A 25,808-nucleotide genomic window follows, 5' to 3' on the forward strand; every position below is an offset into this window, starting at 1 on the left:
GGGATGCCGACGTCGCATGCTGGGCTTTCCGGCGCGGTTGCGCTGTCAATTCTCGCCGCGGTCTCGCTTGAAAGGGGCGCGGCGCGCTCGCAGAGTTTTGTCATCGGCAATGGCGTGACTGCCGGCCAGCAGACGATGACCGGCGCCGGCGACACCGGCGCTGTCAGTGCAACGGGAGCCATCGAGACATCTGGCGCCGGTATCGATGCCGTGCGGATGTTCGGCCCGGCCCAGAGGTTCAACAACCACGGTCTGGTTGAAACGTCGGGCGGCGCCATCAACGTCAATTCGCAGGCTTGGACGCGGCGATTCTCAACGACGGGACCATCCTGGCGATAGGCGATGCCTCCATCGGCATCCTGTCCGAGGGCGGGAACGCGGACATCGTCAACAACGGTGCGATCGAGGCGCTGGGGGTCGCCACATACGGCATCATCAGCGATGCGCCCGGCGGGCGTATCGACAACCGCGGCTTCATCGGCGTTGCCGGCGCGGCCGCCGCGGGCATCATCGGCGCCGGACCGGACCTGAGGATTTCCAACAGCGGCTCGATCGAAGCTTTTGGTATCGCCGCCGCCGGGATCGTCTGGCAGAACGACGGCCTGCGGGTGGACAATACCGGGTCGATTGCCGTGTCGGGGCTGGCTTCCATTGGCATCGGCGCCAGCGGCAACGACGTTGCAATCGTCAACAGCGGCACCGTCGGCGTTTCCGGCACGGGCGCGACAGGTATCGGTACCCTGTCCGGCAATGCGGCGATCACCAATTCCGGTTCGGTCGTCGTCGACGGTGCGAGCGCCGTGGGCATCGCGGCGCTGGGCGACAATTCGGTCATCACCAACTCTGGCCGCGTCTTCAGCGACCAGAGCGCGGCAATCTATTTCGGCGCGCCTGGAGCCACGCTGAACCTTTTGGGCGGCACGGCCATCCAGGGACCTATCGCCTTTTCCGGCGGCGGCAACACCGTTACATTCGGCCCCGCGCTGAACGCTGTCATGAGCTTCGTCGGAAGCGGGCCGCCGCAAACCATCCTGACCGGCGGCAGGCCATTCGTGACGAGCGGCAACAGCGTGGCGGTGGTCGACACCAGCGGGTTTGCGAGCAGCGCGCCACTGGTCGAAGATATTGTCGACGGCATAGTCGGCGCCGTCGAGGCGCGCATGCCCACCCCGGGCGGCGACGTGCTTGCGCCGCATAACGGTCCAGACGCCTGGATCTCCACATTTGGCGCGATACGCTCCCAGGGCGGTTCCGGCGCGTCGGCCGGGTTCAGCGAGGCGCTGGGCGGCGTGGTCGCCGGCGCTGAAAGGCGCTCGGGCGACGGCTTCCTGGGTGGCGTGCTGCTGGGAGGCGCTGCCGGATCGACCGAGGTCGACGACGACGCGCAGGAAATCGTCCATCGCGGCGTATTTGCGGGCGGCTATCTGGGCTATGACGGAGGAGCGCGTTTTGCCGAGGCGGCATTCGTTGCCGGGGTGCTCCAGGAGCGGAGCCGCCGCCGTGTCGCGAACAACCTGGCGCTCGGCGGCGTCGAGACAGCGCGAGCCGATTTCAACGGCGTCTTCCTCAGCCCGTCGGTGACGCTCGGCACGCGTATGCCGGTCATGGCCGGCACGCTGATACCCAGCCTGCGGCTGCGTTACGTGGTGCTCATCCTCGACGACTACTCGGAGACCGGCTCGGACGGCGATCTCGCCGTCTCGGGGCGCGACGTCAACGTGTTCGAGGCGCGTGGCCAACTCGCCCTGGCTTTGGCGCCCGTCAGCACGCCGAGCCAGACTTGGCAAACCACCCTCCGTGCCGGGATCGACGCGATCGCGCAAGATAGCGACGAGCTGTCGGCGACGCTGCTCGGCCAGGACATCTCTTTTGCCGCCGGCGGCAGAAAGGCGGTGTTTCGCGGCTTCGCCGGCGCGGACGTCGCGGCGGAGGTCGGTGCCGGCATGACCCTGAATGCCGGCTTCGAGGCCGGTTACGGGAGCGACAACGCCTTCACTGTCCGGGGCCGGGCTCGCCTCCGCAAGGCTTTTTGACGAGGCTCGACAAACTCCGGCGCCTGCTTACGATTTGGGGACTGTCGCTCCGTGGCTACAGGGAGGGCCCGGCTCCTGGAACATATTTTTCGAAATCCATTCCGCTCCAGCGGGTCTCTGCGGTAGGATATTGCCGCGACCGCGCGGACAGTGCCCGGCGGTGCGAAAATGCAGCGGGGTATGTGGCCATGATCTTCCGTCAGCTTTTCGATTCCGTTTCGGGCACCTATTCTTACCTGCTCGCCAGCCGCCGCGGCGGCGAAGCGCTGATCATCGATCCGGTGCTAGAGAAGGTCGAGCGCTACCTGCAACTCGTCAACGAGCTCGACCTCAGGCTGGTCAAGGCGGTGGACACACATCTCCATGCCGACCACATCACCGGGCTCGGGGCGTTGCGCGACAAGACGCATTGCATCACCGTGATGGGCGAACAGACCAAGGCCGATGTCGTCTCGATGCGGCTTGCCGACGGCGACAAACTCGCCATCGAAGGGTTGGCGCTCGACGTCATCTATACGCCTGGCCACACCGACGATTCCTACAGCTTCATCCTGCCCGACCGGGTCTTCACCGGCGATACGCTGCTCATCCGCGGCACCGGCCGCACCGACTTCCAGAACGGCGATCCGCGCCAGCAATATGAATCGATCTTCGGCCGCCTGCTCAAGCTTCCCGACGAGACGCTGATCTTCCCGGCGCACGACTACAAGGGCGAGACCGTGTCGACGATCGGTGAGGAAAAGGCCTTCAATCCGCGCCTGCAGGTGAAGTCGGTGGACGAATATGTCGACATCATGAACAATCTCAAGCTGTCCAATCCGAAGATGATGGATGTTGCCGTGCCCGCCAACATGCGGGTGGGGCTGCACCAGGATGATATCGCCAGCCGCGGCTGGTCGGTGACGGCGGAACAGGCGCTGGCGCTGGTCGGCCGGCCCGACGTGGCGCTGATCGATCTGCGCGAGCAGTCGGAACGGGAGCGCCACGGGGTCATCCCCGGCGCGATCCATCTGCCTTATGCGCGGCTGCAGGAGAACATCGCCGTCGGCGGCATGCTGCATGAGCTGGCGAAATCGACAGCCAGGCAGATCCTGTTCTACTGCGCCTTCGGCGAGCGCTCGGCGATGGCCGTGCAGGCCGCGCAGGATGTCGGAATACCGAGCGCCCGCCACATCCAGGGCGGCATGGATGCGTGGCGGAAGGCCAGCGGCCCGCTCGTGCATTGACGCAGAGCAGACTCAGTGCAGCCCGATGAGCTTCGCGCCCCTGCGGAACAGGGCCTCGCCGTCCCGGTCGAAGCGGAAGGTGGCGATGAAATCGTCGGCCCGATAGTCAGGCCATGTGGTGCGGATCGCCGCGGCAAAGGTCCGCGCCTCGTCCTGCCGGTCGGCCAGCGCCAGGCAATGCGCCGCAATCGCCAGGATGATGACATGGGCATTGGGCCTTGCTGCCGCCTTGAGCGCCCATTCGGCGGCCTCGTTGTATTCACCCAGCCGGGCATGGGCCATGGCGCGCGCGCCCATCATGCCGAACAGCAGCGGATCGAAGGGGCTGAGATGGCGCGAGTGATCGGATGAGCCGATCGCCGACTGCGGATCGCCCGACTGCGAGTGGACGAAGGACAGCGCATAGTGGCCGAGCGCGAAGTTCGGACTGAGGTCGACGGCCTTTGCCAGCTCGAGCAGCGAGCCGTCCTGGTCGCCGCGCAGCCACAAGGCGCGCCCCATCGCCCAGTGAGCCGCGGGATTGCGGTCGTCGACCAAAAGGCTGTGGCCGGCGGCTTCGAAAGCCAGTGCCGTCTGCCGGTCGCGATCGCCCCAACGCTGGAAGGCATTTTGCCAATGGGTGAAGGAAAGCCCGGCATAGGCGCGGGCGAAAGTCGGGTCGAGCTTCAGGGCGTCGTTGAAGAATTGCTGCGCCAGCTCGTTTTCCTGACGGGTGAAGCGGTACATGTGCCAGAGGCCGCGATGATAGGCTTCCCAGGCATTGAGCGAGTTCGGCGCCTTCAGCATTGCCCGGTTTCGCTCGACGGTCGCGATCTCGGCGGCGATCGAGGAGACAATGCTGTTGCCGATATCGTCGATGACGACAAAGATTTCGTCCGGCCTGTGCTCGAAGGTTTCGGCCCAGACGATCCGCGCGGTGCGGACCTCGACTAGCTCGACCGAGACGATCACCCTGCCCGAAAGGCTGCGGACCGAGCCCGTCGCCACATAGTCGACATTGAGCCTGCGCCCCGCATCCTCCGGCGCGATGTCCTTCTCGGCCAGTGCGAAGACCGATCCGCGTGCGATGACGAAGAAATCGCGAAGCTTGGCGAGGCGCGTGATGATGTCGTGGGTCAGGCCATCGGCAAGCCCGCCGCGAAAATTGGCGGTGCTTTCCGCGAACGGCATCACCGCCAGCGAGGCCCGGCGCAACGCTTCGCGTTCGTCTTCGACGGCAACGATCGGCGGTTGCGGGGCCACAAAACCCGGCCCGGACCGCGCGCACGGCGTCGCGCTGGCGTTCCGGGCCCTAATCTCGTGCCATGCCTCGCGCAAAGGGGTGAAATCCAGCTCTTCCGAGTGAAAAAGCTCCGCCGCGGTGGCCAGATGTTCCTCGCCGGCGCCGATCTGGCCGCGCCGCGCAAGGTTCTCCAGCAGCGCCACATGCGCGCGCCCGTCGAACGGCGCCAGCTCCAGCCATTTGTCCAGATAGGCACCGGCGTCATCGGCCCCCTGCGGGAGAAGGGCGATGATGTGCTCCAGGACGGCGACATGGCATGAATTGAAACGGCGGCGCTGCGCGGTGAGCCAGCTGGTGAAATGCGGGCTCCGATCGAGCTCGAGCCCGTCTAGGAATTCGCCGGCGAAGAGCGGCGCAAGCGCGCGAAGGCGCCCGAGGCCAAGCGTCTCGATCCCTTCGGCGACGGCGGCGGCGGCTTCGAGGGCATCGACGTTCGTATCGGCAAGACGAAGCGCCACGGTGTCGCCCTTGGTCTCGATCCTGTGCAGACCCGGTTCGTCGAGCGCGCCGCGCAGCTTGCTGAGGCACCAGCGAAGCTCACCCCGCGGATCATTGGGAACATCCCACAAAAGCTCGCAGAGCCGGCTGCGGCTGACGGGATGCGGCGCGAGCGCCAGATAGGCAAGCAGCGCGCGCAGCTTGCGCGAGGACGGCAACCTGACCGGCTCGCCATCACGGGTAATCGTCAGTTGCCCAAGCAGTCGCAGGGACAGGCCGGGGGTGGTGTCGTTCAGGCTCGATCGGGTGGATTCCACGTAAATTTCCACGCTCTCTCCAACGCTGACCAGCTGGTCCATGTTCTATCACCAAAGACGACAGGAAGCATCCGGCAGCCCCATTCCGTGCCGGAATGCGCCGTTGCCGCATTTGCGGCTGGTTCAGCATCCTAGCGCGGCAAGGTGTCGAAACCGCGCCGCCGAAGTCGCCGGTCTGTAACCGGCACGTGAGATACCGAGGAGAAAAGCCCATGTTGCAGCAGTTGAAAATCAGGACCACTGCCGGCCGCGGCCGGCTGTTCGACAGCATTCTGGACACGGTCGGCGACACGCCGGTCATCCGCATCAACAATCTCGGCCCGGCGCACGCGACGATCTATGTGAAGGCCGAATTCTTCAATCCAGCAGCCTCGGTGAAGGACCGGCTGGCGCTCAACATCATCGAGGAAGGCGAGCGCAGCGGCAAGCTGAAGCCCGGCCAGACGGTGGTCGAGGCGACCAGCGGCAACACCGGCATCGGCCTTGCCATGGTCTGCGCGCAGAAAGGCTATCCCCTGGTGGTGACGATGGCCGACAGCTTCTCCGTCGAGCGCCGCAAGCTGATGCGCATGCTGGGCGCCAAGGTGGTGCTGACGCCGCGCGCCCAGAAGGGTTTCGGGATGTACAAGAAGGCGGTGGAACTCGCCGAAGCCAATGGCTGGTTCCTGGCCCGCCAGTTCGAGACCGAAGCCAATGCCGCCATCCATGAGGCGACGACGGCGCGCGAGATCATCAACGATTTCGCGGGCTCCAGGCTCGACGTGCTGGTCACCGGCTATGGCACCGGCGGCACGGTCGCCGGTGTCGGCCGGGTGCTGCGCCGCGAGCGGCCGGATGTCCGCATCGTGCTTGCCGAGCCTGCGAACGCCCAGCTGATCGGCAGCGGCAAGGGACAGGAGCGTGGGGTCGGCGGCGCACCGGCCGCCAGTCATCCGGCCTTCGAGCCGCATCCGATCCAGGGCTGGACGCCGGATTTCATCCCCAACGTGCTGCAGGAGGCGATCGACCGGCGCTACTATGACCAAGTGGTGCCGATCCCCGGTCCGGAAGGCATCAAATGGGCGAAGGCGCTGGCGCAGCAGGAAGGCATCTTCACCGGCATCTCCGGCGGCGCCACCTTCGCCGTGGCGCGCCAGATCGCCGGAACCGCTCCGGCCGGTTCGGTGATCCTGTGCATGCTGCCCGACACCGGCGAGCGCTACATGTCGACGCCGCTCTTCGACGGCATCGAGGCGGAGATGGACGCCGAGGAGATGGCGCTGTCGCGCTCGACGCCGAGCTGCCAGTTCGAGGCCTGAAGACAACGCGAGGCGCTGCTATCCGTCCGGATGGCGGCGCCGCTCGACGATTTCGCACGCCACCCAATGGTCGCGTGCCTTTTTGGGGAGAAGCGGATGGACAGCTTGCAGGAAACGACGGTGATGGAAGAAACCCTCGATCCGCCGGACTGGACCGATGTGCAGGCGCTGTCGCACCGGGTCGTCGACGACGCCATCGGTTACCTCAGGGATGTCCGGGACCGCCCGGTGTGGTGCGAGATGCCCAACGAGGTCCGCGCCTTCTTTGCGGCGCCGTTGCCGCGCGAGCCGACATCGATTGCCGATGTCTATGGCGACGTCGCCCGCAACGTGATGGCCTACCCGATGGGCAACGTCCATCCGCGTTTCTGGTCCTGGTATATGGGCTCGAGCAATTTCACCGGCGCGCTCGGCGATTTCCTGGCGGCGATCCAGGGCTCGAATCTCGGCGGCGGCAACCATGCCGCCGGGCGCATGGACAGCCAGGTGGTCGACTGGTGCAAGGAGATGATCGGCTTTCCAACCTCGGCCAGCGGCACGCTGGTCAGCGGCGGCTCGATGGCCAACATCATCGGGCTGACCGTGGCGCGCAATGTCAAGGCGGGCGTCGATGTTCGCGAAAGGGGCGTCGGGGCGATCCCACGGCCGCTGCGCTTCTACGCCTCGGACCAGGTCCATTCCTGCCACCGCAAGGCGATGGAAGCGCTCGGCCTCGGCAACCGGGCGCTGCGGCGGATTCCGACCGATGCGGGCCTGCGCATCGATATTGCTGCGCTCAAGGCGGCCATCGCCGAGGATCGCGCGGCGGGTTTCAAGCCCGCCTGCGTGATCGGCACCGCCGGCACCGTCAACACCGGCGCAGTCGACGACCTGCAGGCGCTGGCCGCGCTGGCGGCGGAGGAAGACCTCTGGTTCCATGTCGACGGCTGCATCGGCGCGCTGATTGCAATCGCGCCTCAAAACAGAGCGCTTGTGGCCGGCATCGAGCAGGCGCATTCCGTCTCGCTCGATCCGCACAAGTGGCTGCACGCGCCGTTCGAGGCGGGCTGCGCGCTGGTTCGCGATGCCTCCGCCCACCGGAACACCTTCGCCGTCACGCCCGAATATCTGGAATCGACGCCGCGGGGCCTCGCTTCCGGGCAATGGCTGCACGACTACGGCCTGCAGACCTCGCGCGGCTTTCGCGCGCTGAAAATCTGGATGGCGCTGAGGGAGCACGGCGTCGAGAAGTTCGGACGGCTCATCGACCAGAACATCGCCCAGGCCGCTCATCTCACCGGGCTGATCGAGGCGGAGCCGGCGCTCGAGCTGACGGCACCGACCACCATCAACATCGTTTGCTTCCGCCATCGCCTTGAAGCTGCATCCGAGGAGCGGCTCAAGGCCCTCAACACCGAGATCATGCTCAGGCTGCAGGAAGAGGGCATCGCCGCCCTGTCGGACACCACCGTGCGCGGCCAGCACTGCCTGAGGGTCGCGATCACCAACCACCGGACGCGCCGCGAGGACCTCGATCTCCTGGTGCGCGAAACGCTTCGCATCGGAAAGGAAATCGAAGCCGCGACGCTACCGGATTGAAGAGAGTGTCCCAAATTCTGCTATTCGGGCAGGCCGGCCAGCCGCAGCGCCTCGACATATCTGGCGAAATAATCCGGCCTGATCTGTCCCACCCGGTGCTTGAGGTTGGAAAGCGTCAGTTCCGGGTCGAGCGCCAGCGAGTGCGCTATGTGCTTGCTCGCGGCATCCAGCCTGCCGGCCATGGCGTCGCTGGCGGCCGCCACGCGGAGGCCGGTGAGATAGTAAGGCTGCGCGCGCGAAGCCGCTTCGGCGACCGGCCATGCGGCGTCGTAGCGGCCGGCGACGAAATGGGCGAAGGCGGTGAAGGACTGCATGAAGAAGGTCAACGGATCGAGCGGGCTTAGCCGCCTTGCCCGCGACATGTGCTCGATGGCGATGTCCGGGTCGTCGTGGCAGGCCTTGAGGCAGCCGCTGGCGCTCCAGGCGGCTGCGCAGTTCGGGTTCAGCATCAGCGCGCGGTCGGCCAGTGCCGAACCGGCCTCGTAGTCGCCGATGACGTAGCCCAGCGCCAGGCCGCTGAAGGCCAGCGCCACGGCGTCATCCTGGCCGGCGATGGCGACGTTGCCGACCAGCCGGGAGACCTCGACGGTCTCCTTCAGCCGGTCGGTCATCCAGCCATTCGCCATCCGCCAGAAATAGCACCAGGCGGCAGCGCCTTGCGCGGCGGCAAAATCGGGGTCGAGCTGGATGGCCTTGTAGAACTGCGGCAGCGCCTCCTCCTGCCCCTCCCTCGTCCAGCGGTAAAGGCTCGCCATGCCGCGCAGGTAGTGGTCGTAGGCGTCGAGGCTTTCGGTGGGCTTGCGCTTGGCGCGCGCCATCTCGGCCTGTTCGAGCCTGGGCGAAATCGCGCCGATGACGCTGGAGGCGACGAGGTCCTGCAATTCGAACACCTCCGAGACGTCGCCTTCGAAGCGGTCGGCCCACAGACTCACCCCCGCCGCCGCCTCGATGAGCTGGCCCGCCACGCGCAGCCGGCTGCCGGCCTTGCGGACGCTGCCCTCCAGCACGTAGCGGACCCCGAGCTCGCGCGCCACGCGGGTGACGTCGACCGCCTGGCCCTTGTAGGCGAAGGCGGAATTGCGCGCGATCACAAACAGCCAGTTCACATGCGACAGCGCCGTCGTGATCTCCTCGACGACGCCGTCGGTGAAATAGTCCTGCTCGGCGTCGCCGCTCATGTTCTGGAACGGCAGGACGGCGATCGACGGCTTTTCCGGCACCGAGACTGCCGGACGCGGCGGCTCCGTCGTCACTTCCAGATGGGACAGTTCGACCTCGGGCGTCCCGCCATCGGCTCCCGGCGCTTTCAGGCGCTCTATATTGGGCCCTTCGACAGATTCGGCCAGCGTCCGCGTCGCTTCTTCGGGCTCAACGCCGAGCTCGCGCTTCAGCGCTTCCCTGCAGGCCAGGAACTGGCGGAAGGCATCGTTGGTCTTGCCGCGGCGGCGAAAGATGCGGATCAGGGCGCGGTGGGCCTCCTCGGCGCATGGGTCGAGCGTCACCAGACATTCGGCCAGCCTTTCGCAGGCCCGTTCCTCATGCGAATCCAGCTCACGCCGGAGGCTCAGCCGCTCGGCAAGGTCCAGCGCCTTGCGGGTGTAGCTCGCCCGAAGCGGCGCAAGCCATTCATCGATCTCGCCGGGGAAAGACAGCCCGTCGAGGAGCTCGCCCCGGTAGAGGTCGGCCGCTGCCGCGAGGCTCGTGCCATCATCGTCCTTGCAGCTTCGGTCGAAAGCCCAGATGTCGGCCTCGTCGGCATTCGCCGCCAGCCAGATGGTATCGGCATTGCCTTCGATGCGAATGGCCTCGTCGCCCGTGGACGGAAACAGCCGCCTGATGTCGACCAGGGCCTGGCGCAGGCTGTTTCGCGCCTGCTGCTCGCCACTGCCGGCCCACAGCATCGCCGCCACCCTGTCGCGGCGAAGGCCCTTGGGGCCGGCCAGAACCAACGCGGCAAAGAGCAGCGACGTCTTGCGCGTCGCAAAATGCAGAGGTTGTCCGCCTGCGGAGACAACCTCGATGCCGCCAAGCAATCGGATGTGCACTCCGGCCCCCGTGAAAAAGCCCCGGGCACATTATCACGTCCCGCCGCCGACTTAACGGCGAATTAGCGCTCCGATCCGCGGTTTTTCCAGCGGTTTCACGCCTGGATAAACACTGGCAAAGCGTGCCGATGGGACATTGCCCTCGTGAGTTCGAAACGAGGGAGAATGACAATGACCTACATCAGCATAAGGACCTTTCAGCCGACCACCCGCCTTGCCGGCGCGCTCGCCGCCAATATCACCACGATCTTCGCCGGGGTCCGGCGCCGCTACCAGGACGCCGCGCAGCGCAGGGCTTTGGCCAGCCTGTCGATGCCTGAACTGAAGGATTTCGGCTATCCGGCCGACGAAGCCCCCGCCGACATTGCGGCTCGCGGCGGCCGCACCGCAGGCCATCGCCCGCTGCGGTGAACCCCCCTTTTCCCGGAAATCAGGCCAGCGGTGCGCCCGGCAGATAGAGCATGATCGGCCGGATCTCGTAGACGGCGGTGGGATTGACGCGCCTGAGGTCGCGCGCCACCGCTACCGCCTCGTCCTGGTCTGCGCAATCCAGCACATAGAGGCCGAGCAACTGCTCCTTGGTCTCGGCAAAGGGACCGTCGATCACCATGCCGTCGCCCGGGCCGCGCAGCGTGACGGCTTTCCCGGTCCCGTCCAGCCTTGCCGCCGGCCCCAGCTTGCCGGCGCGGGTCAGCCTGCCGTTGATCTCGAGCAGATCCTTCATCAGGGCTGCATCCTCCTCGGATGTCCAAGACTGGACGGTCTCTTCGACGTGATAGGCAAGGATCGCGTAGAACATGGTTCGGTTCCTCGTGCATGACCCCGAAAATCGGAATCGATTTTTGCTTCGCTGACCTTCGGTTCGGAAAGGATCATGCACCAAATTGAAGGGCTACGGCGTCCTTCGCGCGTCCAAGAGGGCGCTCGACGCTGTAGAGCGGGCAGCACTATCACAAGGATGGCGCTGGCAATCCAGTCCCGGCATAAGCCGGGAAAGCCCCTGCTGACTCAAGCTGCCAGCGGCAGGCGCAGCTCCGTCAGCAGGCCACCGGCGGGATGGTTGGAAAGGCTGATCTCGCCGCCGGCGCCGCGGGCGATGTTGCGGGCAATGGTGAGGCCGAGGCCAAGGCCGCCGGTCTCGCGGTTGCGCGACTGTTCGAGGCGCACGAAGGAGCCGAACACCTGATCGAGCTTTGCCTGCGGAATGCCCGGACCTTCGTCGCGGATGCCGAGCGTGATGGTGTTGCCCGACCTTCGCACGCCGATATGCGCCTTCTTGCCGTAGGTGACCGCGTTCTGGACGAGATTGGTGATGCAGCGGCGCAGGGCCACCGGCCGCGCGATGCAGATCAGGCCGCGCGTGGGCGTGGCATCCTCGTCGAATGAAGCATCCTCGAACATGTCGGCGACCGACTCCACCAGCGACCAGAAATCGATCCGCTCGGCCTTTTCCTCCGTGACCTCGAATTTGGCGAAGTCGATCACCGAGCTCGCGATGCTTTCGATGTCGGCGAGGTCGTGCGCCAGCGCCTCGCGCGCCGCCGATTTGCGCAGCAGCTCGAGCCGCAGCCGCATCCTGGTCAGCGGCGTGCGCAGGTCATGCGCGAGCGCCGCCGCCAGGTGCTCGCGGTCCTCGACATAGTCGCGCAGGCGCATCTGCATTGCGTTGACGGCTTTTGCCGCGGCACGGATCTCGCGGCTGCCGGTCTCGGCGATCGGCGGGCTTTTCAGGTCGTTGCCGATGCGGTTCACCGCTGTCTCCATCATCCGGTAAGGCGCCGTCAGCCGGCGCAACGACCAGATCGACATCACCACGACCAGTCCGGCGATCAGCGAATAGAGCGGCAGGCTGTCGACGCTGAGGATCGGCCCGGCCGGCGTGATCGGCTCGGTGAAATTCAGCCATTGGCCGTCGGAAAAGCGCAGCGACGCCGTCAGCTTGTCGCTCTGGGCGAAATCCGCCGCCAGCACCAGCAGGTCGCGCTCGACCTGACCGACATCCTTGTTCATCACCTCGCCCTCCGGCGCATCGACTTCCTGCGTAGCCGGGTCGCGCCGCACGCGCGCGTCGGTGATGCCGAACTTGGACAGGCGGCCGACCAGAATGTCCTCCAGCTCGGCAAGCTGATCGTCGCCGGCGATCGAGGAGGTGACGGCAGGCGTTTCCGAAACGGTCAGAGCATAGGTGGCGTTGAACAGGCCGGATGCGGTCGCCTTGCGCTCCTCGGGCGTGGCGTCATGCATCAATTGCACCAGCGAGAAGGCGCGATCGTTCAGCCGGTAAAGGTCGACGACGTCATTGGCCGCAGCGCGGTCGCGCGAGACGATATAGAGGGTCGCGATCTGGCTGATCATCAGGCCGGCAATGACGATGAGCAGAACCCAGACAGGCAGGGTTTGCGGCAGGAAGCGTCTCATTCGGAGGTCGTTTCGGGCAGAAACTGATAGCCGCCGCTGCGCACGGTCAGGATCAGCTTCGGCGTCTTCGGGTCGTCCTCCATCTTGCGGCGCAGGCGGCTCACCAGGATGTCGACGCTGCGGTCGAAGCTGTAGCCGGTGTCGCCGCCCGAAAGCTCGATGAGCTGCTCGCGGGTGAGCACGCGCTGCGCGCTCCTGACGAAGGTCTGCAGCAGGTTGAACTCCGCCATCGTCAGTTCCACCCGCACGTCGTCGGGCGCCGTCAACCGGCGACGCGAGCAATCCATGGTCCAGCCGGCAAAGCGGTAGATTTGCTTGCTGGCGGGTCGGCGCAGCTCGGCCGTGCCGTTGCGCCTCAGCACCGCGCGGATGCGAGCGAGCAATTCGCGCGGATCGAAGGGTTTCGGCACATAGTCGTCGGCGCCCATCTCGAGGCCGACGACGCGGTCCGTAGTCTCGGTCACCGCGGTCAGCATGATGATCGGCGTCGTATGGTTGGCGCGGATCTCGCGGCAAAGCTCCAGCCCGCTTTTTCCCGGCAGCATCACATCGAGCACGATCAGGTCGACCTGCGTGCGGCGCAGGATCGCCTCCATCTCGGCGCCGTCGGCGGCCACCGTCGTATGCAGGCCCCGCTTCTGGAAGAATTCCTGAAGCAGGTCCCGTATGCCCTTGTCGTCATCGACGATCAGTATGTGCGCGTCGGATTTCACTGGAACCCTGTCATGCTGGTGGCCATGCCGGCCCTGCTCAAATCACCCACACGATAGAATTCGGGCCACATCTTGGCCAGTGGCGCCCATACGGCATGGATTGGCTCGCCCAGAAACAATCCAGAAACAAAATTCTACAGTCGGGAAAAACTCGTGAAAAAATTCAAGGGCATAACCGGTGTCGTGGCGGTCAGGTCATCGGCTGCGACGCAAGTTTCCGGAGTAACGGGCAAGACCGATGCAGAGGTTCTGGATCAGCGTGATGGGTGCTTTGCTCAGCATGTCGCTCATCACAGCCGCGGTCGGGGCCTCCAACGCAAAGGTAACGCCGCTGACCCGGACCGAGCGCTGCACCGATCTCAACCGTCAAGTTGACGAAGCCCTCGAAACCCATGCCGCGGCAACGCAGGTCACCGCGGCTAAGGCACTTCAAAGAAAGGGAAACCGGTTCTGCGCCGCCAAGAAACAGGCGCAGGGCATCCGGATGCTCGCAAATGCTTTGAAGCTGCTTGGAGTGACACCGATCGACCCGGTTCAGTGACGCTCACCTCCTCGACCCGCATGAAAAAGGAAATGAAGCCATGAAGAAGTCCCTCCTCTCCGCCCTCGGTCTCGCTGTCGCTCTCGCCTTCTCGATGCCGGCTCTCGGCAACGCCGCCGCCACGACGACCGCTGCTCCGGCTGCTTCGACCACGACCGCTGCTCCGGCCGCTGCCGCTCCGATGAAGGCCGCTCCGAAGAAGGTCGCGGCGAAGAAGGCCTGCAAGGTGACCAAGACCCACAAGTGCCCGGTCAAGAAGGCCCCGAAGAAGGTCGAGAAGAAGTCCTGATCCAGGCTTCAGTCCTGATCTTTCAAGACCGCTCCGGCCCCATCGGCCGGAGCGGCTTCATGGTGGCCGAAGCCTGACACCGGCGGCTTCCGCCGCGCTGCTTCCGATCCTTAACCCGATCGCAATGCCGCTGCTGTAGGACAATCCGCATGAAGAAGCGGCTTTCGTCCCGGATGCGCTCGCTGACCCTCGGCGGCCTGGTTGCCACCGCGGCGGCGAGAGCGTTGATCATCTTCACCGCCAGCCCGGTGCCGGATCCCGCCAGCGGCAGGACCGAGCCGGAGCTTTTCGCGCCGGTGGTCTCATCGAGCTTCGACTACATCACGCCGGCACAGAGCTGGATCCTGATCATGCTGACCGGCGCGACGCTGATCGGCTTCGTCGCCTGGATGATCGCCGCCTTCATGGAGCGCGGTTCCAACATGGACGACGGCGGTTCCGGCAGATCCGGCACAACCATGCGCCGTACGGGCCGTTGAACGGCAAGCACCGCTTTCCCACATAAGGCTGGATGTCGGTCTGCCTCTGTGGCGGGCAAATGGACGAATGCTTCCTTGCGTGAGAGAGTGGAAGCGAGAACCCAGTTCCCAGCTGGCGGATTCCGATGCCTGAAACTGTCCTCAAACCGCGCACCAAGACGCAGCCGAAGACCGAGCGGCCAAAGCTCTACAAGGTTATCCTGGTCAACGACGACTTCACGCCGCGCGAGTTCGTGGTGACGGTGCTCAAAGGCGAATTCAAGCTCAGCGAGGATCAGGCGCATCGCGTGATGATCACGGCGCATACGCGCGGCGTCTGCGTGGTCGCCGTTTTCACGCGCGACGTCGCAGAGACCAAGGCCGCGCGGGCGACCGATGCCGGCAAGGCCAAGGGCTATCCGCTGCTGTTCACGACCGAGCCGGAAGAGTAGGGGGCTGCCCTTACCTTCTCCAGAGAGGGTGGGGCGCTACCGCCCCTCGCGGTACCACATCGAGCCGATTGCCAAGAGCAGCAGGCCGAGGCCGAGGAAGCCGCCGAACAGCGGCACGCGCGAAACGGCCTTCAGCGTGCTGTCGCCGGTGGTGCGAAGCCCGATCCAGTCGTTGCCCGATGCCGCGCCCGAGGAACGGACCGGCACGATCGAAGGCAGCGCCGCGCCGCCGGCGAGATTGCCGAGCATGGAGGATGGCGCGAGCCGGCGCACGCTGCCCCCGGTCGCCTCGGCCGGCGCCTTCAGTCTGTCTTCGGTGGATACGACGTCGGAGAATTCCGGCGCGTTGATCGGGCCGACATGGGCGAGCGCGGTGAGGTCGCCATTGCCGACCTGATAGAGGCCGATCTCGCTGGTCTGCAGGCTGCCCGTGAAAATCCCTGGTTCGGCTTTTTCCAGCTTGACAGTCATCGCCTTGCCGGAAGGTGTGATCACCTGGGCGGGGCCGGGATCGTCGCTCATCGTCTGGCGGCGGATTTCCAGCACCATGCCGCGGCCGTCGGCGGTCAGCCGTTCTTCTTCAAGTTCAGGCTCCTTCATCAGCCAATGGGCGATGCGCCGGTAGAGCTGGACATGCGGCCCGCCACCCTCGAAGCCGCGCGCCCATAGCCAGCCCTGGTCGGAAAGCAGCATGCCGACCCGGCCTTCGCCCTTGCGGTCGAGCACAAGCAAGGGTCGGTCGTCGGCCCCTTTCATCACCACCTCGCCCTCGGGATTCTTGACGCCGATGGTACGGAACCAGCGGCTCCAGTGCGGCGGCTCGGTGGCGGAGCCCTCGAGCCCGCGCGTTACCGGGTGGCGCTGGCCGAGGTCGGTCAGACGCGGATAGAAGGCCTTGTCGACGACCTCTCCGGTGGGCATCGCCGGCAGGGCCGACATCAGCGGCGTGCGGGCAATGGAGCTTTCGCCGGAATATTCGGGGCCGGCCGCGATCAGCAGCGCGCCACCCTTTTCGACATATTCGGAGATGTAGTCGTAATAGAGGATCGGCAGCACGTCGCGGTGCTGATAGCGGTCGAAGATGATCAGATCGAAATCCTTGATCTTCTCGACAAACAACTCGCGTGTCGGGAAGGCGATCAGCGACAGCTCGTTGATCGGCGTGCCGTCCTGCTTTTCCGGTGGCCGCAGAATGGTGAAGTGGACGAGGTCGACCGACGCGTCGGATTTCAAAAGGTTGCGCCAGGTGCGCTCGCCGGCATGCGGCTCGCCGGAGACCAGAAGCACGCGCAGATGGTCGCGGATGCCGTCGACCAGCGCGATGGCCCGGTTGTTGGCGTCAGTCAGCTCGCCCGGCTCGTGATCGATCGAAAGCTGGACGATGTTGCGGCCGGCGTTGGGGATGGTGACCTCGAGCTTCATCGGTTGGCCGACGGTCGCATGCTCGACCGAGACCTGCTCGCCATTGACCGATACCCTGACGTCGACCGGGCTGCCCTCACCTTCCGTGGAAATGACCCGGTAGCTCATGTCGAGCGGCTTGCCGACGAGGCCGAAGCGCGGCGCGTTCTCGAAGCGGATGCGGCGGTCCTTTTCGTGCTCGCTGCCGGTGATCAGCGCATGCAGCGGCGCGTTGAACTCCGGCGCGCCGGCCGGCGCGTCATGCACTTCGCCGTCGGTGATCATGATCGCGCCGCCGATGCGCGAGGGCGGCACGTCGCGGAAAGCGCTTTCCAGCGCGCCGAACAGCCTGGTTTCGGTGCGCTCGTCGGCGGCCTCGGACTTGCCGGCGTCGACCACGCGGACGTCGAATTGCTTGAACCAGCCGAGACGCTCCTGAAGGCCCGCCAGCGCCTCGTCGGTCTGCCTGGTGCGGTCGCCGATGTCCTGGCTCTGGCTGCGGTCGACGATGACGGCGACGACGCTCTTCAACGCCTCGCGTTCCTCATCGAGGAAAACGGGATTGAGCAGCGCAGCCCCCAGTGCGAGCAGGGCGATGAAGCGCAGGACAGAGCCGCGCTGACGGAACCACAGGCCGGTCAGCGCAAGCAGCAGGAGCGGCGCGATGACAAGTCCGAACAACGGCCAGGAAACGAGCGGCTCGAAGGAGATCGACCAGTTCATGACCTACTGCCCCAGCCGCTCGAGCAGGACGGGCACGTGCACCTGATCGGATTTGTAGTTGCCGGTCAGCATGTACATCATGATGTTGACGCCGGCGCGAAGCGCGTAGACACGCTGCATCGGATCCGGCGGCACGGTCGGCAGCATCGGATCGCCGTTCTCGTCGACGGCCCAGGCACCGGCGAAATCATTGCCGGTGATCATGATCGGCGACACGCCGTCGCCGGTGCGAACGGGACGGTTCTCGGTATTGCTGGCGTCGAGCGAGGCCTCGACCCAGAGCGGGCTGCCGTTGAAGCGCCCGGGAAACTCGGGAAGGATGAAGAAGGACTTCGTCAGCACATGGTCCGACGGCACCGGCTCCAGCGGCGGCACGTTGAGATTGGCGAGGATGTCGCGCAACCGCTCGGTGGCCGGGCTTGTCGAGCCGGCGCCGATGCCGTTGGCGAACTGGTCGCGCGTGTCAAAGAGGACTGTGCCGCCCTGCTGCATATAGGCGTCGATGCGGGCGATCGCCGCTTCGCTCGGGATAGGGGCTGTGGCGTCGATCGGCCAGTAGATCAGCGGATAAAAGGTCAGCTCGTCCTTCGAGATATCGACGCCGGCCGGTGGGCCTGGCTCCAGCGCGGTCTTCTCGATCAGGAAGCGGGTAAGACCCTCGAGGCCGGCGCGGCTGATCGAATCGACGCCGGGTTCGCCGGTGATGACATAGGCGATCCGGGTTTTCGAAATGTCCTCGATGGCCTGGGAGTCGCCGGGCTTCGAATCGTCCGCGCGGGCAAAGTCTGCGTGGCCGAAGAGCCCGCCGAGCACGACCAGCACGGCAGCGGCGGTCGCCGCGGCGCGGCGCGGCCGGCGCGACAACAGCCCGCCCATCCAGAATACCGCAAGCGTGTCGAGCACCATCAGCAACAGGACCAATGTGACCAGCGGGCCCTTCAGATTCTCCGATTCGTCGAAGGCGTAGGCAATGGCGGTCACCGGCAGCGAGATCTGCGGCCGGGCAAGCGGCGTGAACGTGCTCGAGGCGTTGAGCAGGTTATGCGCGAAGACGCCGGTTTCCGAGCCATAGAGGCCTGGCGGGTTTTCCAGCGTCACCGGCAGCGGGCCGGCGGCGGGCACGAGCGGCCGCGCGTCGGGCGTCGGCGGCACCAGCGTGCCGTCGGCGCCGATCATGCGATAGGGCGCCAAGGATGCGGCGGCAGCCTCCGCATTGGCGATCGCGGCGCCCTGGTTGCGCGACAATTGCACCACGCGCCTCAGCATTTCGACGAAGCTGCCGGAGATCGGCAGGTTCGACCAGGTCGCCTCCGGCGTGACATGGAAGAGCACCAGCGTGCCCTTGTCCTTCTTCATGCCCGTGACCAGCGGCGTGCCGTCGGCAAGCGTGGCCCAGGTGCGCTCGACGATGTCGGGCGTGGGTTCGGCCAGCACCTGCCGGCTGACCGTCACCTCGGCCGGCGGGGAGAGATCGGCGAACGGGCCGTTCTTGGGAAATTCGGTGACCTGTTGCGGCGTCGTCCAGGACAGCGCACCGCCCAGCGCCCGCTCGCCGCTGCGCAGCCGGACCGGCAAGAGATCATCGTCATTGCCGGCGGCGGCCAGCCTCGAACCGGCAAAGCGCACCAGCGTGCCGCCATTGTTCACCCAATCGACCAGTCGCTGCCGGACCTGCGCCGGGATGGTGCCGACATCGGCCATGATGATCATGGCCGGCTTCTGGTCGAGAAGCTGCGGAATGGCATCGGCCAGATCGGCACTCGACGGCTCGACCAGATCGGCGAAGGGCTGCAGGGCGCGGCGAATGTAATAGAGCGGCGACAGCAGCGGCTGCGCCTGGTCCGCCTCGGCCTGCGAAAGTAGCCCGACGCGGCGGCGCTTGGAGCTCTCGTCGAGCACGCGCACGGCTCCGGCCTGATGCTCGCCATCGAGCGCTAGCGAGGCGAAGTCGTTGCGCAATTCAAACGGCACCTTCATCGTTCCGGTGGCGGTGGTCTCGCCCGGCGCAAAGGTCAGCGTCGTGTCGGCGATGCGGCGGCCCTTGTCGTCGAAGGCGCCCGCCGTGACCTGCGCCGGCGCCGGATCGCCCGGCGCACGGATGGCGGTCAGCGTGAAACCGTCGACCTGGTTGTCGGCACCCGTCAGGCCGGTGAGCGAAACCCGGTCCGAGGTGGCCCAGATCAGCCTCGTGGCATTTTTTTCCAGAAGCGTCTTGAAGGCCGCTTCGTCGCCATTGGCCGCAAGGCCGTCGGCGAGCACGGCGACGCTGGCGCCCGGCAGGCGCTGCAGCGTGGCGGCGACGCGGACATAGACGGCGGGGCGCTCGGCCGGGATCGGGCGCGGCTTCGCCGCGCGCAGGCGGTCGAGCGCGGCGGATGCATCGAAGGGACCGATCTCGGCATTCGGCTTCTCGGCGGTGAAGGCGATGACGACCGGCACGCCGTTCGAGCCGGCATCGGCGATCAGCCGCTCGGCGGTGGCGACGCGCTTGCCCCAGTCGGCGGCGCTCGCCCAGTCATTGTCGATGACCAGCGCAAGCGCCGAGCCCTCCGCCGGCAGTTTTTCGCGCGGATTGAAGACCGGTTCGGCAAGCGCGGTGATGACAAGAGCCGCCATCAGCAGGCGAAGCAACGTCAGCCACCACGGGCTTTGATGCGGCGTCTCCTCGCGCCTCAAGACGCGGGCGAGGATCCTGAGCGGCGGAAAGACCTCGGTCTGCGGCCGGGGCGGCGTCAGCCTCAGCAGCCACCAGATCACCGGCAGGGCCAGCAGACCCCACAGCACCATCGGCGCGCCGAAGGAGAGCGGCAGCCAGCTCATACGACCGCCTTTCCGGTATGACCGCCATCGGCGGTAAGCCCGGCATGACCGCCATCGGCGGTCAGCCCTGCATGACTGCCGCCGGCCGTCAGCCCTGCATGACTGCCACCGGCGGTAAGCCCTGGGCGGCTGCTGTCGGCGGTCATCGCCATGTGGACCCGCACGAGCGCATCGGAGGCGAGGCGGTCGGTGTGGTTGACGGTGAAACTCCAGCCGAGGCGCTGGCACCAGCCGGCCAGTTCCTGGCGGCGGGCGGCGTAGAGCAGGCGGTATTCGTCTTTAAGCGTTTCGGCGCGGCCGGCGGTCAGCTTGTCGCCGGTCTCGGGATCGGTGAATTCGGTGCGGCCGGCATAGGGGAAGGTCTCCTCGGCCGGGTCGGCGACCTCGATCAGATGCGCGCGCACGCCGTGACGGGCGAGCACGTCGAGCCAGGCCATGGTTTCCTCGACCGGGTCGAGGAAATCGCTGACGATGACGATGTCGCAGAAGCGGCGGATGGCCGAAAGATCCGGCTTGGCCGGAAGCGCGCCGGCATGGCTGAGCTGGGCCGCGATGCGTTCGGCGCCGTTGCGGGCGGTGAACGGGTCGGTGAGGCCCGGCCAGGCAATGCGCTCGCCGCTGCGCGACAAAAGCTCGGCCATGGCAAACGCCAGAACCAGCGCGCGCGATTCCTTGGAAACGCCGGCTCCCGCCGATTTGTAGAGCATGGAGGGGGAGGGGTCGGCCCAGAGCCAGACGGTATGAGCCGCTTCCCACTCGCGGTCGCGCACATAGGTGTGGTCGTCGCGGGCGGAGCGGCGCCAGTCGATGCGCGAGGCATCGCCTTCGACATAGGGGCGGAACTGCCAGAAATTCTCGCCGATGCCGCGCTTGCGGCGGCCGTGCCAGCCGGCGATCACGGTGTTGACGATGCGGCGCGCCTCGACCAGCAGGTCCGGCACCAAAGAGGCTCGCAACCGGCCACGGGCGAGCGCGTCGCGCGTCGCAACCGGTGCCTGGACCTCGCCTATTCGACCCATCAGATGCCTTTTGCCAGTTTCGCCACCACGTCGCGCACGGACGTGCCCTCGGCGCGGGCGGCGAAAGTCAACGCCATGCGATGCTGCAGCACCGGCTCGGCCAAGGCACGGATGTCGTCGACCGACGGCGCCAGCCTGCCATCATATAGCGCGCGCGCCCTGGCGCACAGTGTCAGCGCCTGGCTGGCGCGAGGACCCGGGCCCCAGGCGACGTGTCTGTCAGTGTCGGCAATGCCCTGGCCGGGACGGGCCGAGCGCACCAGCTTGAGGATCGCCTCGACGACGCTTTCCGGCACCGGCATGCGGCGGATCAGCGTTTGGATCTCCTTCAGCCTTGCCGGCTGCAGCACATTGTCGGCCCTGGCCTCCTCGACGCCGGTGGTTTCGAGCAGGATGCGCCGTTCGGCTTCGATCTCCGGATAGAGGATGTCGACCTGCATCAGGAAGCGGTCGAGCTGGGCCTCCGGCAGCGGGTAGGTGCCTTCCTGCTCCAGCGGGTTTTGCGTCGCCAGCACGTGGAAAGGCGAGGGCAGGTCGTGGCGAACGCCGGCGATGGTGACGTGATATTCCTGCATCGACTGTAGCAGCGCCGACTGAGTGCGCGGCGAGGCGCGGTTGATCTCGTCCGCCATCAGAAGCTGGGTGAAGATCGGCCCCGAGATGAAGCGGAAGGAGCGCTTGCCGAATTCGTCCTGCTCCATCACTTCCGAGCCGAGGATGTCTGAGGGCATCAGGTCGGGCGTGAACTGGACGCGGCGGGAATCGAGGCCGAGCACTATGCCGAGCGTCTCGACGAGCTTGGTCTTGGCGAGGCCCGGCACGCCGACGAGCAGCGCATGGCCGCCGGCCAGCAGCGCCACCAGCGTGCGCTCGACGACGGCTTCCTGGCCGAAGATCACGCGCCCCACGGCGTCGCGCACCTTCGAGATGTCGGCCAGCGCCTTCTCGGCCTGCTCGATCATCGCCTTGTCGCTCAACGGGCTTTCCTTGATCATCACGCTCATGCCGTTCGATCCTTGTGCTTGGAAACACCGGCCTGCACCCTCAGGGTCGCAGAATGCCGCGATTCGGCCTCGCCTGGCGCCTGCGTTTGAACTTAAATCACAGGCTTAGGCTGACAAGCGAAACAACAGTGACTATTTCGTGACCATGACCGATCATTCCGGACATCGCGGGCAGAGTTTGACCGGCGCCACCGAAGCGCGCGGGCTGGAGGCGCTGATCTCGCGGGCGGCGCGCGCGGACAAGGGACCGGCCCCCGTGGAGCGCTGGAATCCGGACTTCTGCGGGGATCTCGACATGGAGATCAAGGCCGACGGCACCTGGTTCTATCTCGGCACGCCGATCGGGCGCATGCCCCTGGTGCAGCTTTTTTCGAGCGTCCTGCGCAAGGACGCCGACGGCAAGACCTATCTGGTGACGCCGGTGGAGCGCGTGGGCATCCGCGTCGCCGACGCACCCTTCATCGCCGTCGAGATGAACGTGTCGGGGACCGGCGATGGGCAGGTCATCACCTTCCGCACCAATGTCGGCGACGTGGTCACCGCTGGGCCCGGCCATCCGCTGCGCTTCGTCGACGAGAACACGACCGGCGGGCTCAAGCCCTATGTGCTGGTGCGCGGACGGCTGGAAGCCCTGGTGGCGCGGCCGGTGATGTATGAACTGGTCGAGCACGGCGAAAGGATCGACGTCGACGGCAAGGCGATGTTCGCCGTCCGCTCCGGCGGTGAGGTCTATCCGATCATGCCGGCCGCGAAACTCGAGCGGCTGAGCGCATGATGGACCAGGTGGGGCCGGTGCCTTTCTCGATCGCGGATTTCCGCGCCCGCGTCGCGGCGCAGGCCGAGGCTGAGCCCGGCGACGAGTTCGGCGATCATCGCTTCAATCCAGGCCACCCCAGGCTGAAGCACACAAAGCCCCTGCGCGACGCCGCGGTGCTGATCCCGGTCATCGATCACGCCGATGGCGCCACGGTGCTGCTCACCAAGCGCGCCGAGAAGCTGCGCAGCCATTCCGGCCAGGTGGCTTTTCCCGGCGGCACCATCGATCCGACCGATCCCGGCCCCGAGGCCGCCGCGTTGCGCGAGACCTTCGAGGAGATCGGCCTCGACCGCGACCATGTCGAAATCATAGGCCGTATGCCCGACTATATCTCAGGCAGCGGCTACCGCATCGTGCCAGTGCTTGCCGTGGTGCGGCCGGGCTTTTCGCTGACGCTCAATGCCGACGAGGTCGACGCCGCCTTCGAGGTGCCGCTGCGCTTCCTGATGGACCCCGTCAACCACGCGCGCGACAGCCGCATGTGGAACGACCTCGAATGGTTCTTCTACGAGATGCCTTTTGGCGGCCAGCGCATCTGGGGCGTCACCGCCGGCATCATCCGCACCCTCTATGAAAGGCTCTATGCGTGAGCGCCGAGGTGTCTCTCTCCGGCCAGGCCGATTGGCTGGGCGAAAAGCATCTGCAGACGCTGCTCGCCGCGCTGACGGCGGGCGGCGAGGAGGCGCGCGTGGCCGGCGGAGCGGTGCGCAACGCGCTGATCGGCCAGCCGGTCGCCGACATCGACATCGCCACGACGACCGTGCCCGAGGAAACGATCCGCCGCGCCCAGGCCGCCGGCTTCAAGACCGTGCCGACCGGGATCGAGCACGGCACCGTCACGGCGATCGCCGGCGGCAAGGCCTATGAGGTGACGACGCTCAGGGCCGATATCGAGACCGACGGCCGGCGAGCGAAGGTAGTCTTCGGGCGCGACTGGAAGGCGGACGCCGAGCGGCGCGACTTCACCATCAACGCGCTCTATGCCGAAGCCGACGGGACGGTCGTCGACCTTGTCGGCGGCGTCGCCGATATCGAGGCGCGGCGTTTGCGCTTCATCGGCGATCCGGAAGCACGCATCCGCGAGGACTATCTGCGCATCCTGCGCTTCTTCCGCTTTTTTGCCTGGTATGGCGACGGCCGGCCCGATGCCGAGGGCCTGAAGGCCTGCGCCAGGCTGAAGGACGGGCTTGGCAGGCTTTCGGCCGAGCGCGTCTGGTCCGAACTGAAGAAGCTGCTTTCGGCGCCAGATCCCTCACGCGCCCTGCTGTGGATGCGCCAGGCGGGCGTTCTCACGGCGGTGCTGCCGGAGAGCGAGAAGTGGGGCATCGACGCCATCCACGGGCTGGTCAGGACCGAAAAGGATCTAAGCTGGGATGCCGATCCGCTGCTCAGACTGGAGGCTGTCGTTCCGCCGGATGCCGCGCGCATGAAGACGCTTGCCGAAAGGCTGAGATTTTCGACCGGCGAAGGCGAGCGCCTGCGGCGCTGGGCGCTGACTGCTCAGCCTGAGCCCAAGACGACCGAAACGGAATTCTCGAAAAAGCTCTATTTCGGTGACCGCGAAGGCTTCGTCGATCGGCTGCGGCTCGCGCTCGCCGCCGCGCGCGCACGCGCCGTCGAGGACGATCAGGCCATGATGGCAGCCGGCGGTTTCTCGCGCCTGCTCAATTTCGCCTTGAAATGGGAAAAACCGGTGTTTCCAATCAAGGGCGCCGATCTCACCGAGCTCGGCGCCTCGCCCGGCCCGAAGCTTGGCGCAACGCTGAAAAATCTCGAGAAGGAATGGGTGGAGTCCGGATTCGCCCTGGATCGCGGCGCGCTGCTCAAACGCGCCGCGCAAGCACTCGAGGCTTAAAACTGCAGGCCGGGCCGGTCAATGTATCGCCACAGGAGCCAGGGCGCGCGAAAGGCTTGCCTCGCCCTTGCCGTAGACGGACGGGTCGTAATTGACCAGGGTGTCGGTACGAGCCGTGTTGAGCAGGTCGTTGGTGATCTGAACCGGCGTCGCCTTGGTGAATTTGCTGCCGATGATCGCCGCGTAGCCGGAGATGATCGGCGCGGCGAAGGACGTGCCGTAGAGACCGGTCTTGTCGCCTTCGACGCCCACAACCAGGAAGTGGCTCTGCACGTCCGTGTTGGAGCCGGCATAGTTGGAATACCAGGCAAGTTCGGCCTTGTTCGATGTCGTGCCGTTTGTCGACAGCGCGCCTACGAAGATGGCCGTCGGCTTGCCGATCAGGGCAAGGTCTAGATAGTCCTGCTGGCCGCTGGTGACACCGCCAACGGCGATCGCGTCGTTGCCGGCCGCTTTCGAGACTATGGCCGATCCCTTGGTGGCGTAGGAAATGATCGACGCTTCCTCCGGCGCCCAGCCGATCTGGTTCACGCCGTAGCCGGCGCTGGCATACATGCCATAACTGAGGTTGAGCACGTTGCGGCCGCCCGCCAGCGCAACGACCGAACCCGTCGAGAAATCCTTGGAGCGGATGGTCGCCGCGGGAGCGATCATGCTCGCTTCCTCGCGCGTCCATTCGCCGTGCCGCTGGTATTGCGTGCCGATGCCGAAATTGCCGGAGAAGCGCGATGAACTGCTGAAGTCGTCGACGATGGTGATGGTGACGCCCTTGCCCTTGTAGCCCGCAGCCCATGCCGCGCCGACGTCGGGGCTCATCCAGCTCTGCACCGCTTGCGTCGTTCGCGCGGCCTGTATCTTTGCGCTTACGCAGATGGAGGCGGCGCCGTGGCACAGCGCCGCCGTCTGGTCCGCGTCGAGGGCTTCCTGCGCCGACGCCAGGCATGCCGGCAGAATGGTGAGTGCCGCGGCGATGCCGAACTTCCAGAAATTACCAGTCATGGTCTTACTCCCGGTCAAGCAGGAACGAGGACGGACGATTTGCGAATGCGGAAAGCAGGAAGACCTCGCATGCAGGCCTCCC

Annotated in this window: 23 protein-coding genes; 13 read left to right on the forward strand and 10 right to left on the reverse strand. The window is 66.2% G+C overall.

Going from position 1 to position 25,808, the window contains the following annotated elements; all coding sequences use genetic code 11:
• Positions 1-3: 3 nt before the first annotated feature.
• From EN874_RS27755 to EN874_RS27765, 3 genes are all read left to right on the forward strand, one after another.
• Positions 4-339 (forward strand): hypothetical protein, encoded by a 336-nt coding sequence (locus EN874_RS27755; RefSeq protein ID WP_127427927.1) that lies wholly within the window; start codon positions 4-6, stop codon positions 337-339.
• Positions 297-2,033: an autotransporter outer membrane beta-barrel domain-containing protein gene (locus EN874_RS27760; RefSeq protein WP_127427928.1), complete on the forward strand. Its 1,737-nt coding sequence runs from the start codon at positions 297-299 to the stop codon at positions 2,031-2,033. The genes EN874_RS27755 and EN874_RS27760 overlap by 43 nt, the downstream gene beginning before the upstream one ends.
• Before the next feature lie 188 nt (positions 2,034-2,221).
• Positions 2,222-3,259 carry an MBL fold metallo-hydrolase gene (locus tag EN874_RS27765; protein ID WP_127427929.1) on the forward strand — a complete coding sequence of 346 codons (1,038 nt, stop codon included), beginning with the start codon at positions 2,222-2,224 and terminating at the stop codon, positions 3,257-3,259.
• Between the two features lie 12 nt (positions 3,260-3,271).
• On the opposite strand, the gene EN874_RS27770 is transcribed toward EN874_RS27765, so the two are convergent.
• Positions 3,272-5,296 (reverse strand): transcriptional regulator, encoded by a 2,025-nt coding sequence (locus EN874_RS27770; protein ID WP_168247646.1) that lies wholly within the window; start codon positions 5,294-5,296, stop codon positions 3,272-3,274.
• Between the two features lie 212 nt (positions 5,297-5,508).
• On the opposite strand from EN874_RS27770, the gene EN874_RS27775 reads away from it, so the two are divergent.
• Together EN874_RS27775 and EN874_RS27780 are read left to right on the forward strand one after the other, a co-directional pair.
• The gene (locus EN874_RS27775) at positions 5,509-6,594 is read left to right on the forward strand and encodes a pyridoxal-phosphate dependent enzyme (RefSeq protein WP_127427931.1); all 1,086 of its coding nucleotides are present in this window, start codon (positions 5,509-5,511) and stop codon (positions 6,592-6,594) included.
• Positions 6,595-6,690: 96 nt separating this feature from the next.
• Positions 6,691-8,172 (forward strand): aspartate aminotransferase family protein, encoded by a 1,482-nt coding sequence (locus EN874_RS27780; RefSeq protein WP_127427932.1) that lies wholly within the window; start codon positions 6,691-6,693, stop codon positions 8,170-8,172.
• Between the two features lie 20 nt (positions 8,173-8,192).
• Here EN874_RS27780 and EN874_RS27785 read toward each other — a convergent pair whose 3' ends face one another.
• Positions 8,193-10,217 (reverse strand): BTAD domain-containing putative transcriptional regulator, encoded by a 2,025-nt coding sequence (locus EN874_RS27785; RefSeq protein ID WP_127427933.1) that lies wholly within the window; start codon positions 10,215-10,217, stop codon positions 8,193-8,195.
• A 171-nt stretch (positions 10,218-10,388) separates the two neighbouring features.
• On the opposite strand from EN874_RS27785, the gene EN874_RS27790 reads away from it, so the two are divergent.
• On the forward strand, positions 10,389-10,628 hold the full coding sequence (locus EN874_RS27790) for a hypothetical protein (protein ID WP_127427934.1): 240 nt from the start codon (positions 10,389-10,391) through the stop codon (positions 10,626-10,628).
• A gap of 19 nt (positions 10,629-10,647) precedes the next feature.
• Here EN874_RS27790 and EN874_RS27795 read toward each other — a convergent pair whose 3' ends face one another.
• From EN874_RS27795 to EN874_RS27805, 3 genes are all read right to left on the reverse strand, one after another.
• Positions 10,648-11,016 carry a YciI family protein gene (locus EN874_RS27795; protein ID WP_127427935.1) on the reverse strand — a complete coding sequence of 123 codons (369 nt, stop codon included), beginning with the start codon at positions 11,014-11,016 and terminating at the stop codon, positions 10,648-10,650.
• Positions 11,017-11,225: 209 nt separating this feature from the next.
• On the reverse strand, positions 11,226-12,635 hold the full coding sequence (locus EN874_RS27800; protein ID WP_127427936.1) for an ATP-binding protein: 1,410 nt from the start codon (positions 12,633-12,635) through the stop codon (positions 11,226-11,228).
• Positions 12,632-13,348: a response regulator transcription factor gene (locus EN874_RS27805; protein WP_127427937.1), complete on the reverse strand. Its 717-nt coding sequence runs from the start codon at positions 13,346-13,348 to the stop codon at positions 12,632-12,634. Before EN874_RS27805 ends, EN874_RS27800 begins: the two co-directional genes overlap by 4 nt.
• Positions 13,349-13,586: 238 nt before the next feature.
• Between EN874_RS27805 and EN874_RS27810 the strand changes: the two genes are divergently transcribed.
• The 4 genes from EN874_RS27810 to clpS all read left to right on the forward strand — a co-directional run bounded on the left by EN874_RS27810 (position 13,587) and on the right by clpS (position 15,088).
• Positions 13,587-13,889, forward strand: coding sequence for a hypothetical protein (locus EN874_RS27810; RefSeq protein ID WP_127427938.1), 303 nt, complete (start codon positions 13,587-13,589; stop codon positions 13,887-13,889).
• A gap of 40 nt (positions 13,890-13,929) precedes the next feature.
• Positions 13,930-14,178 carry a hypothetical protein gene (locus EN874_RS27815; RefSeq protein WP_126088005.1) on the forward strand — a complete coding sequence of 83 codons (249 nt, stop codon included), beginning with the start codon at positions 13,930-13,932 and terminating at the stop codon, positions 14,176-14,178.
• 149 nt (positions 14,179-14,327) lie between these two features.
• Entirely contained in the window at positions 14,328-14,657 is a 330-nt protein-coding gene (locus EN874_RS27820) for a hypothetical protein (RefSeq protein ID WP_127427939.1), read from the forward strand.
• Positions 14,658-14,782: 125 nt separating this feature from the next.
• Positions 14,783-15,088 carry an ATP-dependent Clp protease adapter ClpS gene (gene clpS / locus EN874_RS27825; protein ID WP_040989718.1) on the forward strand — a complete coding sequence of 102 codons (306 nt, stop codon included), beginning with the start codon at positions 14,783-14,785 and terminating at the stop codon, positions 15,086-15,088.
• A gap of 36 nt (positions 15,089-15,124) precedes the next feature.
• Here the strand turns inward: clpS and EN874_RS27830 are convergent, their stop codons facing one another.
• Genes EN874_RS27830 through EN874_RS27845 form a run of 4 tightly spaced genes read right to left on the reverse strand, consistent with a single transcriptional unit; the run spans position 15,125 to position 22,055 of the window.
• Positions 15,125-17,212 carry a hypothetical protein gene (locus EN874_RS27830; RefSeq protein WP_127427940.1) on the reverse strand — a complete coding sequence of 696 codons (2,088 nt, stop codon included), beginning with the start codon at positions 17,210-17,212 and terminating at the stop codon, positions 15,125-15,127.
• A 3-nt stretch (positions 17,213-17,215) separates the two neighbouring features.
• On the reverse strand, positions 17,216-20,032 hold the full coding sequence (locus tag EN874_RS27835; protein WP_127427941.1) for a DUF4159 domain-containing protein: 2,817 nt from the start codon (positions 20,030-20,032) through the stop codon (positions 17,216-17,218).
• Complete coding sequence (locus tag EN874_RS27840) at positions 20,029-21,051, reverse strand: DUF58 domain-containing protein (protein ID WP_127427942.1); 1,023 nt, start codon at positions 21,049-21,051, stop codon at positions 20,029-20,031. The genes EN874_RS27835 and EN874_RS27840 overlap by 4 nt, the downstream gene beginning before the upstream one ends.
• Positions 21,051-22,055 carry a MoxR family ATPase gene (locus EN874_RS27845; protein ID WP_127427943.1) on the reverse strand — a complete coding sequence of 335 codons (1,005 nt, stop codon included), beginning with the start codon at positions 22,053-22,055 and terminating at the stop codon, positions 21,051-21,053. Before EN874_RS27845 ends, EN874_RS27840 begins: the two co-directional genes overlap by 1 nt.
• 145 nt (positions 22,056-22,200) lie before the next feature.
• Here EN874_RS27845 and EN874_RS27850 point away from each other — a divergent pair, with 145 nt between their 5' ends.
• Genes EN874_RS27850 through EN874_RS27860 form a run of 3 tightly spaced genes read left to right on the forward strand, consistent with a single transcriptional unit; the run spans position 22,201 to position 24,727 of the window.
• Positions 22,201-22,830, forward strand: a complete 630-nt coding sequence (locus EN874_RS27850; RefSeq protein WP_127428078.1) for a DUF1285 domain-containing protein — start codon at positions 22,201-22,203, stop codon at positions 22,828-22,830.
• Positions 22,830-23,462 carry a CoA pyrophosphatase gene (locus EN874_RS27855; protein ID WP_127428079.1) on the forward strand — a complete coding sequence of 211 codons (633 nt, stop codon included), beginning with the start codon at positions 22,830-22,832 and terminating at the stop codon, positions 23,460-23,462. The genes EN874_RS27850 and EN874_RS27855 overlap by 1 nt, the downstream gene beginning before the upstream one ends.
• Entirely contained in the window at positions 23,459-24,727 is a 1,269-nt protein-coding gene (locus EN874_RS27860; RefSeq protein ID WP_127427944.1) for a CCA tRNA nucleotidyltransferase, read from the forward strand. The genes EN874_RS27855 and EN874_RS27860 overlap by 4 nt, the downstream gene beginning before the upstream one ends.
• 18 nt (positions 24,728-24,745) lie before the next feature.
• Here EN874_RS27860 and EN874_RS27865 read toward each other — a convergent pair whose 3' ends face one another.
• Positions 24,746-25,726, reverse strand: a complete 981-nt coding sequence (locus tag EN874_RS27865; RefSeq protein WP_127427945.1) for a S8/S53 family peptidase — start codon at positions 25,724-25,726, stop codon at positions 24,746-24,748.
• Between the last annotated feature and the right edge of the window lie 82 nt (positions 25,727-25,808).

The sequence above is a fragment of the Mesorhizobium sp. M1D.F.Ca.ET.231.01.1.1 genome, assembly GCF_003999155.2.
In the GTDB taxonomy this organism is placed as follows: domain Bacteria; phylum Pseudomonadota; class Alphaproteobacteria; order Rhizobiales; family Rhizobiaceae; genus Mesorhizobium.